Origin of the sequence: Hymenobacter lapidiphilus, assembly GCF_013377885.1 — a bacterium.
GTDB classification, from domain to species: domain Bacteria; phylum Bacteroidota; class Bacteroidia; order Cytophagales; family Hymenobacteraceae; genus Hymenobacter; species Hymenobacter lapidiphilus.
Genome location: NZ_JABKAU010000014.1, coordinates 52,195 through 69,171, shown reverse-complemented (window position 1 = coordinate 69,171; position 16,977 = coordinate 52,195). Strand labels below are relative to the sequence as shown.

Sequence of the window (16,977 nt, the reverse complement as noted above, 5' to 3'; positions counted from 1 at the left end):
ACTTCCCCTGAACTATGTCTCTGAAAGAAACCATCGACGCCGACATCAAAAAAGCCATGCTGGCCAAAGACAAGCTGCGCCTGACCACGCTGCGCAGCATTAAGTCGCAGATATTGCTGGCCGAAACGGCCGAGGGTCAGCAAGGCGCGGCCCTCACCTCCGATGCCGAAATGAAGCTGCTCACCAAGCAGGCCAAGCAGCGCCGCGAAGCCGCGCAAACCTATAACGAGCAGTTCCGCTCCGACCTCGAAGAAGTGGAGCTCAACGAGCTGGCCATCATTGAAGAGTACCTGCCCCAGCAGCTCTCCGAAGCCGAATTGGTAGAGAAACTGGTGCACATCATCCAGCGCGTGGGCGCCACTGGTCCCTCCGACCTGGGCAAGGTAATGGGTGTAGCCGCCCGCGAGCTGGCTGGTCTGGCCGATGGCCGCCTCATCTCCCAAACCGTCAGCAACCTGCTCAACAACACGAATTTCTAGCGAATTTCTGGGCACGATGTGGGGGCGGGGCTTGTCCCCGCCCGCTGTTGAGCGGTCTGTGTCTGCATCGTTCAACGGCGGGCGGGGGCAAGCCCCGCCCCTACATCGTGCCATTAGCAGGACTCTCGAATCCCACGCTCTAAACCTATGTCCACCTTCGATATTTTCCTGCTGATTCCGCTGGGGATTGGGGCCGTGCAGGGCTACCGGCGCGGACTGGTGCTGGAGGTGGCCACACTGCTGGCGCTGGTGCTGGGGCTGGTGGGCGGGCTGGCTCTGCTCAATGATGCCATTCCGCTGGTGCGGCACTATGTGGGCGAGGCCTTCGGACTGCTGCCGCTGGTGTCTTTCGTGCTGGTGTTTGCCGCCATCGGCTGGGGCGTGCACCTGCTCAGCGGCCTGCTTAAAACGGCCGTGCACCTCACGCCGCTGGGGTTCCTCGACAACCTGGGCGGGGCCGTGGGCGGCATGCTGAAATGGGTACTGGGCCTGAGTTTATTGCTCTACGGTGTCGAATCGGCAGGTGTACCGCTTATTTCGCCCCAATTAGCTGCCGATTCGCAGGTGTTGCCCTATGTACGCCAGGCAACGCCCGCGGCCCTGCAGGTTGTCGGTTTCGCCATGCCCTTCGCCAGCACCCTGCTCACCCGTCTGCGGGAAGTATTTTAGGTTTTGAGCTTGGTGATTAGGTGGTAATGCTTAAGCCGTTCAAGCAGAACGCTGTCTTTCCGGAACGGCCAAAGCTCTATCAACGAAGCACTAAGCTCTAAATCAAAAACATGCGCCTGCTGCTGCTCGATAACTTCGATTCCTTCACTTACAACCTGCTCGATTACCTGCGGCAGCTGGGGTGCGAGGTGCTGGTACGCCGCAACGATGTGCCGCTGGCCGAGTTGGTGGCCTTGGTCCCCGAGGCCGTGGTGTTGTCGCCGGGGCCGGGCACACCGGCGGGTGCGGGCAACCTGCTGGCCGTTATTGAGGCGTTTCATCAGCGGATCCCGATGCTGGGCGTCTGCCTGGGCCATCAGGCGCTGGGCCAGTTTTTTGGGGGCGAAGTCGTGCGCGGTGCGCGGCCCATGCACGGCAAGGTTTCGGACATCATCTGGACCGTGCCCGACGTGCTCTGGGACGGGCTGCCGGCCCTTATGGCCGTTACGCGCTACCATTCGCTGGCCGTGCGCGGGCTGCCGCCGGTGCTGGAGGCACTGGCCGTTACCACCGATGCCAGCGCCGAAATCATGGCCCTGCGCCATCGTAGCTTACCTTTGCACGGCGTACAGTTCCATCCTGAGGCCCTGCTCACCACCCACGGGTTGGAAATGCTCGGCAATTGGGTGCAGAGTTGTATCATTGCAACTACCGCCCCGGCCCCGCCGGCCGGTTTATTTGGATAGCGAAGATGACGTTGCGGATTCAGGAGAAAAACGAGTTTCGGTACGTAGATGAAGGCACCGGCGAGGTGCTGTTGCTGCTGCATGGCCTGTTTGGGGCGCTCAGCAACTGGGAAGAGGTTATTACCGAGTTCAGCACCCGCTACCGCGTCGTTATTCCGCTACTGCCCATCTACGATATGCCCCTGCTGAAGGCCGGTGTGCCGGGACTAGTGAGCTTCGTAGAGGAGTTTCTGGCCGAAATCGGTTTGCAGGAGCCCTGCACCGTGCTGGGCAACTCGCTGGGCGGCCATATTGCGCTGGTGTACGCGCTGCAGAACCCGGCCCGCGTGGCCCGACTAGTGCTCACCGGCAGCAGTGGCCTGTTCGAGGACGGTATGGGCGGCTCGTTCCCGAAGCGCGGTAATTATGCCTACGTGGAGGAAAAAGTGGCCTACACCTTCTACGACCCCACCGTAGCCACCCGCGAGTTGGTCGATGAAGTGTTCGGCGTGACCAACTCCAATGCCAAGTGCCTGCGCATCATCAGCATTGCCCGCTCGGCTCAGCGGCATAATTTATCCAAGGAGCTAAGCCGTATAAAGGCGCCTACATTGCTCGTCTGGGGCTTAAACGACACTATTACGCCTCCCGTAGTTGGCCACGAGTTCTACCGGCTATTGCCCAACTCCGAGCTGCGCTTCCTCGACCATTGCGGCCACGCCCCCATGATGGAGCGCCCCGCCGATTTCAATCGGCTACTGATGGGCTTTTTGCAAACCACTGGCCGCCAAGCTTCGTAGCTTCTTAACTGGCCGCCAGGCTTTATGCAACCACTGGTCGGTTAGGTGGCTCTTTGTTTTTGATAAGAAGTATCTTATCTAGCGTACATAGCGTAGGCCCCGGCGAGGCCGCGCAAACCTTCGGCCGGGCACCGGGCTTATACGGCCGGCGCCTGCCCTGCTATACTGCTCTGCTCATGAACTCCATCCTCGCCGAAGAACTACTGAACCCGCTGGTGCCGCCGCTCAAGGTAACGGACACCACGGAGAAGGCCGCCCGCTGGCTGGAGGAATTCCATGTGGGCCAGTTGCCGGTGCTCGACGAACGCCTCTACCGGGGCCTCGTCACCGAATCGGACCTGCTCGACCAGGAAAGCGAGGGTGGTGAGGAGCGCCTGCTCGGTAGCCTGCAGCTGCAGTACGCCGATGTGCACGTGCAGCACGATCAACACTTTTACAACATCATCGAGCTGGCGGTGCAGAACAACATCCAGCTCGTACCTGTGCTCGACGACCAGCGCGAATACCTGGGCGTGGTAACCGTGAGCGATACGCTGGCCGCTTTCGGTAAGGTGCCGGCTTCCAGCGGGCAGCTGGGTATTCTGGTGCTTTCGATGGAGGAGCGCGACTACTCGCTCACGCAAATCAGCCGCTACGTAGAGGAAAACGACGCCAAGATCCTCAGTGCCCACGTGGCTCAAGACGAGCACGATCCTTACCGCATCCGCCTCACGCTCAAGATTAATACGCCTAATCTGGCCCGCATTATCGCCACACTAGAGCGGTTCAGCTACTCCATCACGGCCCAGTTTAGCGGGGCCGGCGAGCCCGACGAGGACGAGCAGCAGCGCTACGATGCCCTGCTACGCTACCTCAACGTCTGAGCCAGCTGATACGGGTGCTGATTACGCTGCTGTTGCTATGGCTGAGCGGGCTGTCTGGCTCGGCTGCCCCGTATGTTCCGGTGGGCCCCGCTCCGGCCGCCCCACTGTTTGCCGCTCCGCTCCCCGATACGCTCCGCCGCGCAGGCCCCGATAGTCTCGTGCAGGCCCAGTGCTCTGGCTATACTCGGCTACGGGTGGGCCGGGTGCTATTCGCAGGCAATCAGGTAACCAAAGAAGTGGTGCTGCGGGCCGAGCTCGACTTCACCGAGGGCGATACGCTGAACGCCGCTACTCTGGCCCGTCGCCTCGAACTCAACCGCCGCCGCCTCTTCAACCTGCAGCTGTTTCATCAGGTGCTGGTAAAAGCCGTGTGCCGCGAGGGGGAGTTGACAATACTCTACAGCTTTCAGGAGCGCTGGTACCTTTTTCCTGTGCCCATATTTTCGCTTGCCGACCGCAACTTCGCGTCGTGGCGCGAGCGGCCCGACCGTTGGAAGCGAGTCGATTACGGCCTGCACTTGGTTCGCCGCAACTTTCGGGGGCGCAACGAGCAGCTGTTGGCCAATCTGCAGCTGGGGTTCAACCGCAAGTATGAGTTGTTTTATGAGGCACCCGGCTACGGCCGCCATCGTCGGATAGGCTTCGGGGCGGGCTATTCCTACTACCGTGCCCGTGCCCTCGACTACGCTACCCTCGACGACCGACTCCGCAACCTGCGCCAGGAGGACGACTTTCCTATTGAGCGGCAATACGCCACCGTTGGCCTGCGCTGGCGGCGCACCGTGCAGTTACTGGCCGCCCTCGACGCCTCCTACCATCGCGAGCAGGTTTCCGATTCGGTTCTCTACTACAACCCTCGCTACTTTCTCAATGGCCCCCGGCGCGAGTACTTCGAGTTCAGCCTGACCACCACGCTCAACCGCCGCAATACCTTCGCCTATCCGCTCAGCGGCCAATATGCCCAGCTGCAGGTCGGCTACCGCTCATTCTTGGACAGTCGCACACCCGGCAGCCTCACGCTACGGGGCCGTTATGCCCGTTACATAGCCTTGGGAGGGCCGTTCTACTATTCCGTGGGAGCTACCGGCCAGCTGCGGGTGGCCCGCGCCCTGGCCTACCCCGACAACCGCGCCCTAGGCTACGACTTACTTGTGCGGGGCTATGATGCCTACGCCGTGGAAGGCCGCCGGCTCGGCTTGCTGCAACAAGGCCTTTCGCTCCGTCTGTTGGATTTGGGGAAAATTCAGCTCAATGGCGTGCCCAGCAGCCGTTTCAACAACATTCCGCTGGTATTTTATTTAAATACCTTTGCCGATGTGGGCTATGTTGGGCAAAAGGCCTCGCCAGCTACCAACCAACTGCCCAACTACCTGCTGGCGTCGGCCGGCGTCGGCCTGCACCTGGTCACGTACTACGACTGGGTGTTTACGCTAGAGTACGCCCGCACCCGCGAGCAGCAGGGCGGAGTTTTCTTCCGGACCCAGTTTCCTATCTGATGACGCTGGTTAAAGCCGCTCACGCTATCTTGTCGATATGAAAATAGCTATTCTGGGCAAGCCGTTCGCCGAGCAGCAGGCCCCCGTATTGCAGGCACTGCTCGACGATTTGCTGCGCCGCCAAGCCGAAATCCGTATTGAGCACAGCTTCTACGAGTACCTCAGCCAGTACCTCACTATTCCCGAAGGCATTAGCCGTTTCGGCCGCGCCGATTCGCTCGCTGGCTGCCGCTTCGTGCTCAGTATCGGCGGTGATGGCACGCTACTCGATACCGTTACTTACGTAGGGGCATTGCAAATTCCGATTCTGGGCATCAACACCGGCCGACTGGGTTTCCTGGCCACCATTTCGCCCGAAACCATCCTGCCAGCCATTGATGCCTTGTACAAGGGCCACTTCGTGCTGGAAGAACGCAGTCTTATCCGGGTTGATACTGACCCCGACACATTCGGTGACATCAATTTTGGTCTCAACGAATTCAGTATCCTCAAGCGCGACTCCTCATCGATGATTGTCGTGCATACCTATATCGATGGTGAATATTTGAACTCCTACTGGGCCGATGGCCTGATTGTGGCCACGCCTACTGGCTCGACAGGCTATTCGCTTAGCTGTGGCGGGCCGGTAATGTTGCCCCAAACGAACAATTTTGTTATTGCTCCCGTATGCCCTCACAATCTGAACGTACGGCCGCTGATTGTGCCCGACCGGAGCGTGATTTCCTTCGAAATTGAGGGAAGGAGCAACAACTTTTTGTTGTCGCTCGATTCCCGGTCCCGCACTGTCGAAGCCGGCATTCAGGTCGCCGTTCGTCGGGAAAACTTCAATGCTCAGCTAGTTAAAATGAATCAGGTCAACTTCCTGAGTACCTTACGCAGCAAATTGAACTGGGGATTAGACCGGAGAAATCCTGCCGACGTACCAGTTTGATCCTTTTTTTGGACATTTCTTTTTTTAGTTCACACGAAGCCTTACTTTTGTCGTCGGCTGAAACTGTGATTTTTACACTTTCGGCTCCCTCCCCGGAACCGCTATTTTTAAATAACGCCAGAGTATGAAGCAGTTTTTCGCCCTTACCGCCGCCCCGCTGTTGGCTCTCACGATGCTAGCATCGGAGGCTGATGCGCAGCAATTCAGCAAGCGCAAGCAGTACAACACGGTTGGTGTGTCGCTGAATGCCATGAACTACTTCGGCGACATTACGCCGAAGCCCAGCATTCCCAGCTTCCGTGCCGGCGCCACCCGCCCCAACCTCGGACTGACGTTCACCCATCGTTTCGCGCCCCGGATATCGGCCCGCGCCTCGCTCTCCTATGGCCGTATTACGGGAGACGATTCCAAAGCTGCTGATCAGAATGATCAGGATGCAAAATTTCGTTACAACCGGAACATGAACTTTCGGAATGACATCTTTGAGCTAGCCGGCGTAGGTATCTTCGACTTAGTTGAGAACCGCAATAACTATATCAAGCGGCCTGATTTTGTTCCTTATCTGTTTGGCGGTGTAGGTGTTATCCGCCATAATCCAAAAGGAGAAAACGCAACTGGCAATATAGTAGCCCTGCAGCCGTTGAGGACGGAAGGACAGTCGAGCGGCTATAGCCTGACGCAGTTCGTTATTCCTTTCGGTGCTGGTGCCCGTTATAAGCTCAATAAGAGTTTCGATATTGGCTTAGAATTGGGTTTCCGCAAGACGTTTACTGACTATTTGGATGATGTAAGCACCAACTATGTGGCTAGCCGTGAGTCTTTGGGTTCGGATAACGCGAAGTACTTTGGCTGGGACATTACGAGCCTGTCAGGTAAACCCGACGGTACTTGGGATAAAAGTGTACAGAGTGGCTACCAGCGCGGCAAGAGCAATGAGAATGACTGGTACACCACGCTGGGTGTTTCGGTAAACTATATACTTGCACCGCGGGTTCGTAACCCTAAATTCCGGTAGCCATTCTTACTGGCTGTCGTATTACTCAACTGCCAGTCAGTCTAATGATAAAAGTGAATTCTCTTAAAACGCTCCTTGTCGGCTTCGGGTCGGTGGGGAGCGTTTTTTTTAGTGCTACCGTTCAGGCACAGGTTCCCGGAGCCCAGACAACCAGTGAAATCGGGCTAGGTGCAGGTGGGCTTGTGTACAAAGGCGAACTTGCCCCATACTACCAGTTTCGCAATAACCGCCCCGCTATAACGGCCTTTTACCGTCGCGACCTTTCGGGCGCTGTAACGGCCCGGGCTGCTCTGATGGGCGGCATGCTGCGGGCCGATGACCGCAATGTGCGTGGGCTCAACGGCAATTTGCCGCCACTATCGGCCTACCGCGACGCCCATCTGAAGGGCAATTTGTTGGAACTTTCGGGTGGCATCGAATACAATTTTTTCGATTTCCATGACCGGCTTGATAAGGTGCATTTTACGCCCTATGTATTTATAGGCGTAGCGGGCTTTTATGCCAATACGGAGGTAGAGAGTAATGCTTTTCCAGCGTTGGATAAGAAGGGGAGCACGCTGAGTCTGGCCGTGCCGGTAGCAGTCGGATTCAAATATGCGCTTTCGAGGCACTGGAACTTAGGGTTGGAAGTGGGTGCCCGCAAGACCTTTACCGACAATCTGGACCACATTGATGGTAAGAGCCGTGGGCAGACCGATAGGATAGGTAATCCGAATGATCAGGACTGGTATCTCTACAACGGGCTGAGCGTTTCGTATACCTTCTATAAAATCCACTGCCCCGATAAAAGCGACGACAAGGGGAAGAAGAAGTAGACTTTAAAGGCTACAAAGCCAATAAGTCTGCCCGGCCTCCGTTACGCATCGTGGCGGGGGCCGCTGGTTGTTAAAAGGGAGCGGTGGTAGTCGGCATTGTGGGACAAGTAATGCAACCATTTACGTAACTTGCGACCTCTTTACGCAAAAAGCGCCAATGGCCGTCCGGTCCGAAATTGATTCCCAAAATATTCCAGCCCACGTTGCCATAATTATGGATGGCAATGGCCGTTGGGCCAAGCAGAAGGGTGGCTTACGCATCTTCGGCCACCAGAGTGCCATTACGGCAGTTCGGGAGACGGTGGAAGGTGCGGCCGAAGCCGGCGTGCGCTACCTGACGCTTTACGCCTTCTCGACTGAAAACTGGGCGCGTCCGGCCATCGAAGTGACGGCCCTGATGCAATTGCTGGTGCATACCATCCGCAAGGAGACGCCCACGCTGCTCAAAAACAGCATCCGGTTGCAAGCCATCGGTCAGATTGACAATCTGCCGGCCTCGTGTCAAAAAGAACTGGCTGAGGCGATGGAGTTGACCAAAGATGGTAGCCGCATGACGCTGGTACTGGCCCTGAGCTATAGCGGCCGCTGGGACTTGGCACAGGCCAGCCGCCGTATTGCTACGGAGGTAGCGGCCGGCCGGCTCCAGCCCGAGCAGGTAACCGAGGCTACCGTGGCTGGCTATCTTTCCACGGCCGGCATTCCCGACCCCGAACTGCTCATCCGCACCAGTGGCGAGCAGCGCATAAGTAATTTCCTGTTGTGGCAACTGGCCTACACGGAACTGTTCATTACCGATTTGCTCTGGCCCGATTTTCGGCGCCAGCACCTTTATGATGCCCTGCGGGCCTACCAACAGCGGGAGCGTCGGTTCGGTAAAACCAGTGAGCAGCTAACCGTTTCGTAATCGAAGATGAGTTCTCCCTACCACAAAATCCTTCCGGTAGCCGCCCTGGCTTTTACGCTGGGCACGGCACCGCTTACTACCGCCCTAGGCCAGGTAGCCGCTCCAGCCGCTGCAAGCAGCACGGCCGATGAGCCCCAGCGCTATACGCTGGGCGGCATCACCATCAGCGGCGCCCGCTACCTCGATCCTAACACCCTTATTGGCCTCTCGGGCCTGAAAGTGGGGGACCCCATCACGATTCCGGGTGAGGAAATCGGCCGGGCTATCCGCAAGCTCTGGGACCAAGGGATTCTGGGCGACGTGAGCGTGAGCATTGCCCGCGTGGAAAGCGGCCGTGTGTTCCTGGATTTCAACCTCAAGGAGCGCCCCCGGCTGTCGAAATTCGTTTTTGAGGGCATTAGCAAAGGGCAGGGGGAAGAGCTGAGAAACAAGATCAAGCTCATCCGCGGCAAGGTGGTAACCGATGCGCTGCTGAGCAACACCCGTGCCCAGGTGCGCAAGTTCTACACCAACAAGGGGTTTCTCGACGCCAAGGTGAACATTGTGCAACGGCCCGACTCGTCGCTGTCGAACAGCGTGGTGCTGGCCATTAACGTGGACAAGGGCTCCAAAGTCAAAATTGAGGAGATTGATTTCGTGGGTAACACGGCCTTCACTGATGGCAAGCTGAAAGGTAAGTTCAAGAAAACCAAAGAGAAGAAATTTCCCAAGTTCTTCAACTCGGGCAAGTACCAAGCGAAGGAGTTTGCGGACGATAAACAGCTGCTGCTTGACTTCTACAACGCGCAGGGCTACCGCGACGCGACTATCGTGTCGGACTCGCTGACACGGGTGGATGACGGATTGAAGCTGACCGTAAGAGTAGATGAGGGGCCGAAATATTACTTCCGCAACATCAGCTGGAACGGCAACTACCTCTACGACGACAAGACGCTGGCCTCGGTGCTGGGCATCAAGGAGGGCAGCGTGTACAGCAAGGAGACGCTTGATAAGCGTCTTAACTACAACCCTACCGGCCAGGATGTAACGTCGCTTTACATGAACGACGGCTACCTGTTCTTTAACATTGAGCCGGTGGAGACGCGCGTGGATGGTGACTCCATCGACATCGAGATGCGCGTGTCGGAGGGCGTGCAGGCGCGGGTGAAGGAGGTAAGGATTGCAGGCAATACCAAAACCTCCGACCACGTGGTGCGCCGGACGCTTTATACCTTGCCTGGCGACAAGTTCAGCCGCGAAAACCTGATTCGCAGCCAGCGTGAGTTGGCTACCCTGGGCTACTTCGACCCCGAGAAAATCGGTCTTAACCCGGTGCCCAACCAAGCCGACGGCACCGTGGATATCAATTACACGGTAGAAGAGAAACCCTCCGACCAGATTACGCTTTCGGGCGGTTGGGGCGGTTACGCAGGCTTTATCGGTACGGTGGGCTTGGTGTTCAACAACTTCTCGCTACGCAAAGCCGCTACCCTGAAGAACTGGACGCCCGTGCCATCGGGCGACGGCCAGCGCCTGGCGCTGAACGTGCAGGCCAACGGCCCCCAGTATCAGGCCTACTCGTTCTCGTTTACCGAGCCCTGGCTGGGCGGGCGTAAGCCCAACTCGCTGTCGGTAAGCCTGACTAAAACGATTCTGCGCAACGGCAGCAGCTTCGACGCCAATGCGGGGTCTCTCAAAACCAACGGTGCCAGTTTGGCCTTGGGGCGCCGCCTGCGCTGGCCCGACGACTACTTTACGCTTACCAACGGCCTTTCGATAACGCAATATAAACTCGACCGCTACGGTGATATTGGTGGAGGCTTCTTCCCAACTGGTTCGGGTAACGCAACCAATATTACGCTCAACACTACGCTCTCGCGCAACAGTATCGACAACCCGACCTTTACGCGGCGTGGCTCCTCGCTGTCGTTGAGCCTGAGCCTGACGCCGCCGTATTCGGTATTTCCGGGGGCTCACCCAGACGTAATCGAGTGGGTGGAATTCCATAAGTGGATGTTTGATGCCTCGTGGTTTACGCCCATTGTGGGTAAGCTGGTGCTCAATACCCGGGCGCACTTTGGCTTTATCGGGACGTATAATCCGGGCCGGCAAATTGGGCCTTTCGAGCGATTTAAGATGGGCGGTGCCGGTCTGGGCTTCGGCGGACAGGCCAATTTTATTGCTGGTACCGAGTTTATCGGTTTGCGAGGCTACGCCGACCCCAACGAGTCAAATGCTATTCCGACAGCTCGCTCGAACTCGGCGGGCGGGGTTGTGTACAATAAGTTCGTAATGGAAATGCGTTATCCAGTCAGCCTCAACCCGGCGGCTACGGTGTACGTGCTTAGCTTCGCCGAAGCGGGTAACTCGTTCGATAACTACACCAACTATAATCCTTACAAGCTGTATCGCTCGGCAGGCGTGGGTGCCCGCGTTTTCATGTCGGCATTCGGTTTGCTAGGCTTTGACTACGGCTGGGGCTTCGACCAAGTGCCGCGCGTAGCTGGCGGTTCGGCGCAGAAGACCGGTATCTTCCACTTCATCATCGGCCAGCAAATTCGGTAGCGCCAATGGTGAGCGGGCCGGGGCCACCATTTTTTCAACAGCATGAACCACTTAATTTTCCGCGTTTCGGCCGCTTTGGCCCTGTTGTTGGTATTGTTGGGTGCTCCCAAGGCGCAGGCTCAGAAGTTTGGCTATGTCGATTCTGAGTTTGTTCTGGGTAAGCTGCCGGCATATGCGCAGGCGCAGCAGGAGCTGAACACCCAGGCCGCCAACTGGCAGAAGGACCTGGAAAATCAGAAAGCGGAACTAGATAAGCTGCTTCGGAATTATCAGGCCGAAGAAGTCGTTCTGACGGAAGCCATGAAGAAAAAGCGTCAGGACGAAATTCTGGCCAAAGAGCAGGACATCAAAACCAACACTAACAAGATATTTGGCTTTGAAGGCCAGTTGTTCCGCAAACGGCAGGAACTAACCAAGCCAGTGCAGGATGTAGTATTCGAGGCCATCGAGAAGGTGGCCAAGAAAAAGCAGTTGGCCATTGTTTTCGATAAATCGGGCGACCTGACCATGCTTTATACCAATCCCGTGCACGACTACACCGAATTTGTGCTTGAGGAGTTAGGCCTGGCCTCGCCCGATGCCAACCAGCCGGGCCAGAAGGGACCGGTAAAAACCATTACGCCCCCTACTACCCCCGCCGGCAACACCCCAACGGCCGACAACGACGAACCGGCCCCCCGCCAGCCCGCTGCCCGTCCAGCCAGCCGAAAGAAGTAACTTTGTATATTCAACTTTCTGACTTTTTCCTTTTTTGATGACGACTACCATGAACAAAATCCGCGTTGCTCTGGCTATTGCCGCTCTTACCCTCACTACCGCTACCGCATCGTTGGCCCAGGCGCCGCTGAAAATCGGCTACACCAGCGTGGAGTATGTGCTGAGCCAGATGCCCGAAAGCAAGCAGATTGAGTCGCAGCTGAAAGATTATAGCACCCAGCTCAAAAACCAGCTCGACACCAAATACGCCGAGTACCAGGCCAAGGGCGAAGCCTTCCAGAAGGGTGCCGCTACCATGCCCGACCCCGTGCGGGCCGACAAGCAGAAGGAGTTGCAGAACCTGCAGCAGTCGATTCAGGAGTTCCAGCAGAGCGCCGAAACGTCGTTGCAGCAGAAGCAGCAGACCCTGCTCAAGCCTGCTCTCGACAAGCTGCAGCAGACCATTGATGCCGTAGCGAATGAAAACGGCTTTACGTATGTGCTCAACTCCGACGGTGCCAGCCCAGTACTGCTGCACGGTCCCAAGGAGGGTGATATTTCGGATCTGGTGCTGAAGAAAATGGGTATTACGCCCGGTGCTGCCAGTGCTGCCAAGGTAACCACACCAGCTGCTCCAGCTGCTTCGGCCGTGCCCGCCGCCGCTACCAAAACCAAGACTAAAACTAAGAAGTAAGCGCCCCGGCGCGTTACCTTACGGCTTTACCGGCGCAGCCGGGGCTTTTGCCCCGGCTGCTGCTGTTTGCTACCACGTCGCGCCCCCCTCACGGGCGTACTCCGGACCACCAATTTTTCCGCTATATGGCAGAACTGGAACAAGAATTCCCTGCGCCCAATATGCACACGCCTACCCCCAAGGAACTCCCTGCCGGAGAGCTGGCCGATGATGAGGGTGATGACAGTGAAGGGGGCGACGAACTGTACGAGCATCACCGCATTCAGGCCAACCGCAAGCAGGAGCTGCTACGGCTGGATAAGTTTCTGCTGCTGCGCATCCCTAAAACGTCGCGCACCCGCATTCAAAATGCTATTCTGGCCGGAGCTGTGCAGGTCAATAGCCAGGCGGTGAAATCCAACTACCGCGTCAAGCCGCTCGATATTATCACGGTGACGCTGCCGGAGCCGCCTCGCGAGTTCAAGGTGATGCCCGAGCCTATGGACCTCGATATTCGTTACGAAGACCCGGAACTGTTGCTGGTGAACAAGCCGGCCGGGTTGGTCGTGCACCCGGCCTTCGGGCACTGGCAGGGCACGCTGGTAAACGGGTTGGCGCACCACCTCGCCAACCTGCCCACTGGCCGTAATGGCGAAGTGCGCCCCGGCCTTGTACACCGCATCGATAAGGACACGTCGGGGCTGCTTGTTATCGGCAAGTCGGAGTATGCCATGACCTACCTGTCGAACCAGTTTTTCCACCATACTATTGAGCGTACCTACCTGGCGCTGGTATGGGGCGTGCCCGCCGAGGCGCAGGGTACCATCAGCACCAACATCGGCCGCAGTATAAAGGACCGTAAGGTGCAAGCCGTGTTTCCGTTTGAGGGGGATTATGGCCGCACGGCGGTTACGCACTATAAAGTGCTGCAAGCCTTTGGGCAGGTGGCGCTGGTGCAGTGCAACCTCGAAACCGGCCGCACCCACCAGATTCGGGTGCACATGAAGCATATCGGCCACCCACTGTTCGGCGACGCTACCTATGGCGGCGACCGGGTGGTATATGGGCAACGTACGGGGGCTTATAAGGCATTTGCTGAGAAAGCCCTGGCCTTGCTTCCCCGGCAGGCCCTGCACGCCAAATCCCTGGGCTTCGAGCATCCCATCAGCCGCGAGTTCATGCAGTTCGAAGCCGAGCTACCGGCCGATTTTGCAGACGTACTGAAAATGTGGGAGGAGCACGCCGACGCACCGGCCACCAGCTAACAGAGGTTTTCGACAAGACACGAAAAAAGCCCGCTACCGAAGTAGCGGGCTTTTCCTTTTTTAGCTTGATAAAGCAGCCTGTTGCGTGCTCTACTTCCGACGGGCCGGAGCTTTAGCGGGCTTGGTGATGGCATCGATAGCCGTCTTGGCCTGCTCGTCGGCGGGGTTCAGGGTCAGGGCCTGCTGCCAGTAGGGCAGCGAGGCAGTCTTATCCCCCTTCTGGTAGTAGTAGTAACCCAGGTACTTGTTGGCTTCTACAAGGCCCGACTTGTAGCTCTCGGGCTTGTCAGAAGCAGTAGCCATCTTGATATACTCCTCATAGTAAGGCTTGGCTAAGCCCTTCTTCGAGTCAGGATCGAGGTTGGCGTTGGCGCGGGCGCGCATCTGGTATCCGGGCACGTACTCGGGGCGCTCCTTCAGCAAGGCACCGTAGAGGCTGTCGGCGGGCATGTACTGCTCGTTCTGCTCGTAAGCCCGGGCGAGGTACACTTTGTCGGTCAGCTCTCCACCGTTGTTCTCCTGCATCATCTGCCGGTAAGCTGCGATGGCCTTGGGGTAGTCCTTGGCTGCAAGGTAGGCCTTGGCCAGCTCCTTGCGCAGCTCGGTTGCCTTCTTGGGGTCAGCCTTGATGGCGGCATCAACCAGCGCGGCACCTTCGGCCGTTTTACCGCTCTTGATCAGCATCTTGCCGTAGTATACGTTGTCGTCGGCAATCAGCTTGTCCTGCGCCTTGGCTACAGTCATGTACTGCTGCATAGCGGTCATCGCCTCATCGTTCTTGCCCATCTCGTACAACGAGTATGCTCTGATGCGGTTCATGGCGAGGTTATTAGGGTCGGTGGCCAGCACTTTGTCAATCTCCACCATTGCCTCCGGATACTTCTCGGTCAGGTACAGGAAGGCCGCGTTCTTGGCTGTGGTTTCGGTCGAATTCTCGGCCAGAGCGGTGTACTTCTGGAACTGAGCCAACGCGTCGTCGTAGCGGCCGGCGAAGTAATAGGTTTCGGCCAGGGCGTTGTAAGCCGGCGCGTAATTTGCGTCGATGCTGATGGCCTTCTCGAAGTTCTCCTTGGCGCGGTTGTAGTCGCGGGAGCGTAACGCCAGCTGTCCGCGCCGAACGTATGCCTGCACGTTGTTCGGCTCGCCGGTATTGGCGCGCTCGTAGCTGTTCATGGCCTCGCCGCCACCTGTTTCGATCTTCTGATACAGGTCGCCGCGGGCAATCATAAGAGCCGCATCGTCTTTGCCGGTCTTGGCAGCGAATTTCTCGCCTTCTTTCACGTATTCCAGCGCCTTGCTAACGTCCTTGGTGCCCGATTCGGCATACGCCTGGGCAATCATGGTGAATACACTGAGGTCTTTACCCTTCGAGGCCTTTACGGCTTCGTCGAACTTGGCCTGCGCCTCCGTGGCGTTGCCTTTAGCCAGCGCGGCACGGCCGGCGGCAATCATGGTCATCGGTTCCTTCTTGTCGAAGCTGATACGGCTGAAGTAGTACGCAGCCGAATCAGGCATCTGGCGCAACTGATACAGGCGGCCCAACTGAAACGAAGTTTCGTTGGACTGACCCTGCCGAAGAAGCGTAGACCGGGCTTCATTGTAGCGCTCCATTTGCAGCGCCTTTTCCACGGCCGTGTTCTGGGCCAGGGCGGCAGTGCCGGAAACAGATAAAGCAGCGAGGAGTGTGAGCTTCCAGGGCTTAATGTTCATAAGAGAAGTGGTTGGTGTATTGTAAGGAAAAAATCAGTTCGATTTCACGTCAATGATACGAACCTGGCCGGTGGCGGGCATTAAACCGGACTTGAGCATAATGAGCTGGCCCTTGTTGCCTGCCACGAACGATGCAAAACCGGTGCCAAGACCTGCCCGGGCCTCGCGGCTGATGATATACAGCTCGCGTCGGAGTGGGTATGTTTTCTGGGCCAGATACGCTTGGTAGGGCTGCACGTAGTCGTCGGGAGTGCTATTGCCAGCTTTGGCACTGATGCCCGCAACGCGCACGCGTCCAAGTAGCTTTTGAACTCCCTTATCGTCGCGGTCCGAAATCCAGTTCACGCCAATTACGCCAATAGCGTTCGGATGACTCGCAACGTAATCCAGTAGGGCCGGGTTCGACTCGGAGGCAAAAATACCTTTGGCCAGTGCCGCGCCGCGCGTGATGGAATCCTGCACAAAGCGGGCAGTACTGGAATTATTGTTGTCGAAAACGGCCGTAATCTCGCCCTTCTTATTGCCGGGGCTCAGCTGGTTCCACTGGGTAAGCTGGCCCGTGAAAATACCGCGCAGCTGGGCCGTCGTCAGCAACGAATCGGGGTTACTGGGGTGCAGGATGATGGCAACGCCATCTACCCCGATCCGAATGGCGCGGGGTACTATCTGGATACTTTTAAAGCGAGCCAACTCGGCCTCCGTCAGCTGGCGCGATACAACAGCCAGCCGCACACTGTCATCCAGGAAAGCCTGCATTACGTCGCGCTCGGGCTGGTAAACGGCCTCTATGCGGGCACCCGGGTACAGCTTTTGAAAGGTATCGACCTCCGACTTGATGATGGGGGCAAAGGTCTCATCTACTCCGATGCGGATGTTGCCACTGGTTGGTGTGTCGAGAACCGCCGCCGACTTATTGTCGCCGTTGCAGCCAGCGAGGCCTGTTACTCCGAGCAAACCAGCCGTCAGGCCCGTAAGAATGCTATGCTTCATGCCGGTTCTTTTTGAAGTACTGTTGATAGGTGCGAACAAATCTAATGATTCCGTAAAATACGAAGACACCAGACAACAGTTTACGGGCCATCTCGTCGAGCCGGAGCATACCGGCCGGCACCAGCCATAAGCTTATCCCCAGCGCCATGTAAAGCACAGCCATAAACAGGGTGAAGTAGCGTATCAGGCCGGGCGACTGGCTAGGACGGCCCAGGCGTTCGTGGGTATGCGGCAGGTTGGACATAATAACTGAGTGAAGCAGAGCAAAAAGATCCGGGTAAGGAGCAAACGTAAAAATAAGCGCTTTTTGTTCGGCTGCCGGTTGCCGTTGTACACTGGTAGGCAGAAACGCAGACACCCAACTGGTTATTTCACCAGTTGGGTGCCAACGACAAAAAAGATGATTTTACGGGCTGCCCGCAG

Annotated in this window: 17 protein-coding genes; 14 read left to right on the top strand and 3 right to left on the bottom strand. The window is 57.4% G+C overall.

The window, feature by feature from the left end; all coding sequences use genetic code 11:
* Positions 1-14 precede the first annotated feature (14 nt).
* The 14 genes from HW554_RS09600 to HW554_RS09535 all read left to right on the top strand — a co-directional run bounded on the left by HW554_RS09600 (position 15) and on the right by HW554_RS09535 (position 13,854).
* Positions 15-479 carry a GatB/YqeY domain-containing protein gene (locus tag HW554_RS09600; protein ID WP_176908367.1) on the top strand — a complete coding sequence of 155 codons (465 nt, stop codon included), beginning with the start codon at positions 15-17 and terminating at the stop codon, positions 477-479.
* A 147-nt stretch (positions 480-626) separates the two neighbouring features.
* On the top strand, positions 627-1,148 hold the full coding sequence (locus tag HW554_RS09595; protein WP_176908366.1) for a CvpA family protein: 522 nt from the start codon (positions 627-629) through the stop codon (positions 1,146-1,148).
* A 110-nt stretch (positions 1,149-1,258) separates the two neighbouring features.
* Positions 1,259-1,873 (top strand): anthranilate synthase component II, encoded by a 615-nt coding sequence (locus tag HW554_RS09590; RefSeq protein WP_176908365.1) that lies wholly within the window; start codon positions 1,259-1,261, stop codon positions 1,871-1,873.
* A gap of 5 nt (positions 1,874-1,878) precedes the next feature.
* Positions 1,879-2,652, top strand: a complete 774-nt coding sequence (locus tag HW554_RS09585) for an alpha/beta fold hydrolase (RefSeq protein ID WP_176908364.1) — start codon at positions 1,879-1,881, stop codon at positions 2,650-2,652.
* Positions 2,653-2,828: 176 nt separating this feature from the next.
* Positions 2,829-3,515, top strand: a complete 687-nt coding sequence (locus HW554_RS09580; RefSeq protein WP_176908363.1) for a CBS domain-containing protein — start codon at positions 2,829-2,831, stop codon at positions 3,513-3,515.
* Positions 3,516-3,529: 14 nt separating this feature from the next.
* Positions 3,530-5,011: a BamA/TamA family outer membrane protein gene (locus HW554_RS09575; RefSeq protein ID WP_176908362.1), complete on the top strand. Its 1,482-nt coding sequence runs from the start codon at positions 3,530-3,532 to the stop codon at positions 5,009-5,011.
* A gap of 37 nt (positions 5,012-5,048) precedes the next feature.
* On the top strand, positions 5,049-5,942 hold the full coding sequence (locus HW554_RS09570; protein ID WP_176908361.1) for an NAD kinase: 894 nt from the start codon (positions 5,049-5,051) through the stop codon (positions 5,940-5,942).
* Between the two features lie 124 nt (positions 5,943-6,066).
* Positions 6,067-6,957: a DUF6089 family protein gene (locus tag HW554_RS09565; RefSeq protein WP_176908360.1), complete on the top strand. Its 891-nt coding sequence runs from the start codon at positions 6,067-6,069 to the stop codon at positions 6,955-6,957.
* A 53-nt stretch (positions 6,958-7,010) separates the two neighbouring features.
* Complete coding sequence (porG, locus tag HW554_RS09560) at positions 7,011-7,772, top strand: type IX secretion system protein PorG (protein ID WP_176908359.1); 762 nt, start codon at positions 7,011-7,013, stop codon at positions 7,770-7,772.
* 157 nt (positions 7,773-7,929) lie between these two features.
* Positions 7,930-8,676 carry an isoprenyl transferase gene (locus tag HW554_RS09555; protein ID WP_176908358.1) on the top strand — a complete coding sequence of 249 codons (747 nt, stop codon included), beginning with the start codon at positions 7,930-7,932 and terminating at the stop codon, positions 8,674-8,676.
* 6 nt (positions 8,677-8,682) lie between these two features.
* Entirely contained in the window at positions 8,683-11,220 is a 2,538-nt protein-coding gene (gene bamA, locus HW554_RS09550) for an outer membrane protein assembly factor BamA (protein WP_176908357.1), read from the top strand.
* A gap of 42 nt (positions 11,221-11,262) precedes the next feature.
* The gene (locus HW554_RS09545; protein ID WP_176908356.1) at positions 11,263-11,937 is read left to right on the top strand and encodes an OmpH family outer membrane protein; all 675 of its coding nucleotides are present in this window, start codon (positions 11,263-11,265) and stop codon (positions 11,935-11,937) included.
* A gap of 37 nt (positions 11,938-11,974) precedes the next feature.
* On the top strand, positions 11,975-12,610 hold the full coding sequence (locus HW554_RS09540; RefSeq protein WP_176908355.1) for an OmpH family outer membrane protein: 636 nt from the start codon (positions 11,975-11,977) through the stop codon (positions 12,608-12,610).
* A gap of 125 nt (positions 12,611-12,735) precedes the next feature.
* Positions 12,736-13,854 (top strand): RluA family pseudouridine synthase, encoded by a 1,119-nt coding sequence (locus tag HW554_RS09535; RefSeq protein WP_246285177.1) that lies wholly within the window; start codon positions 12,736-12,738, stop codon positions 13,852-13,854.
* Between the two features lie 90 nt (positions 13,855-13,944).
* On the opposite strand, the gene HW554_RS09530 is transcribed toward HW554_RS09535, so the two are convergent.
* Genes HW554_RS09530 through HW554_RS09520 form a run of 3 tightly spaced genes read right to left on the bottom strand, consistent with a single transcriptional unit; the run spans position 13,945 to position 16,798 of the window.
* Positions 13,945-15,564 (bottom strand): tetratricopeptide repeat protein, encoded by a 1,620-nt coding sequence (locus HW554_RS09530; RefSeq protein ID WP_176908354.1) that lies wholly within the window; start codon positions 15,562-15,564, stop codon positions 13,945-13,947.
* A gap of 33 nt (positions 15,565-15,597) precedes the next feature.
* Positions 15,598-16,554 carry a PstS family phosphate ABC transporter substrate-binding protein gene (locus HW554_RS09525; RefSeq protein ID WP_176908353.1) on the bottom strand — a complete coding sequence of 319 codons (957 nt, stop codon included), beginning with the start codon at positions 16,552-16,554 and terminating at the stop codon, positions 15,598-15,600.
* Positions 16,544-16,798 (bottom strand): hypothetical protein, encoded by a 255-nt coding sequence (locus HW554_RS09520; protein WP_176908352.1) that lies wholly within the window; start codon positions 16,796-16,798, stop codon positions 16,544-16,546. Before HW554_RS09520 ends, HW554_RS09525 begins: the two co-directional genes overlap by 11 nt.
* Between the last annotated feature and the right edge of the window lie 179 nt (positions 16,799-16,977).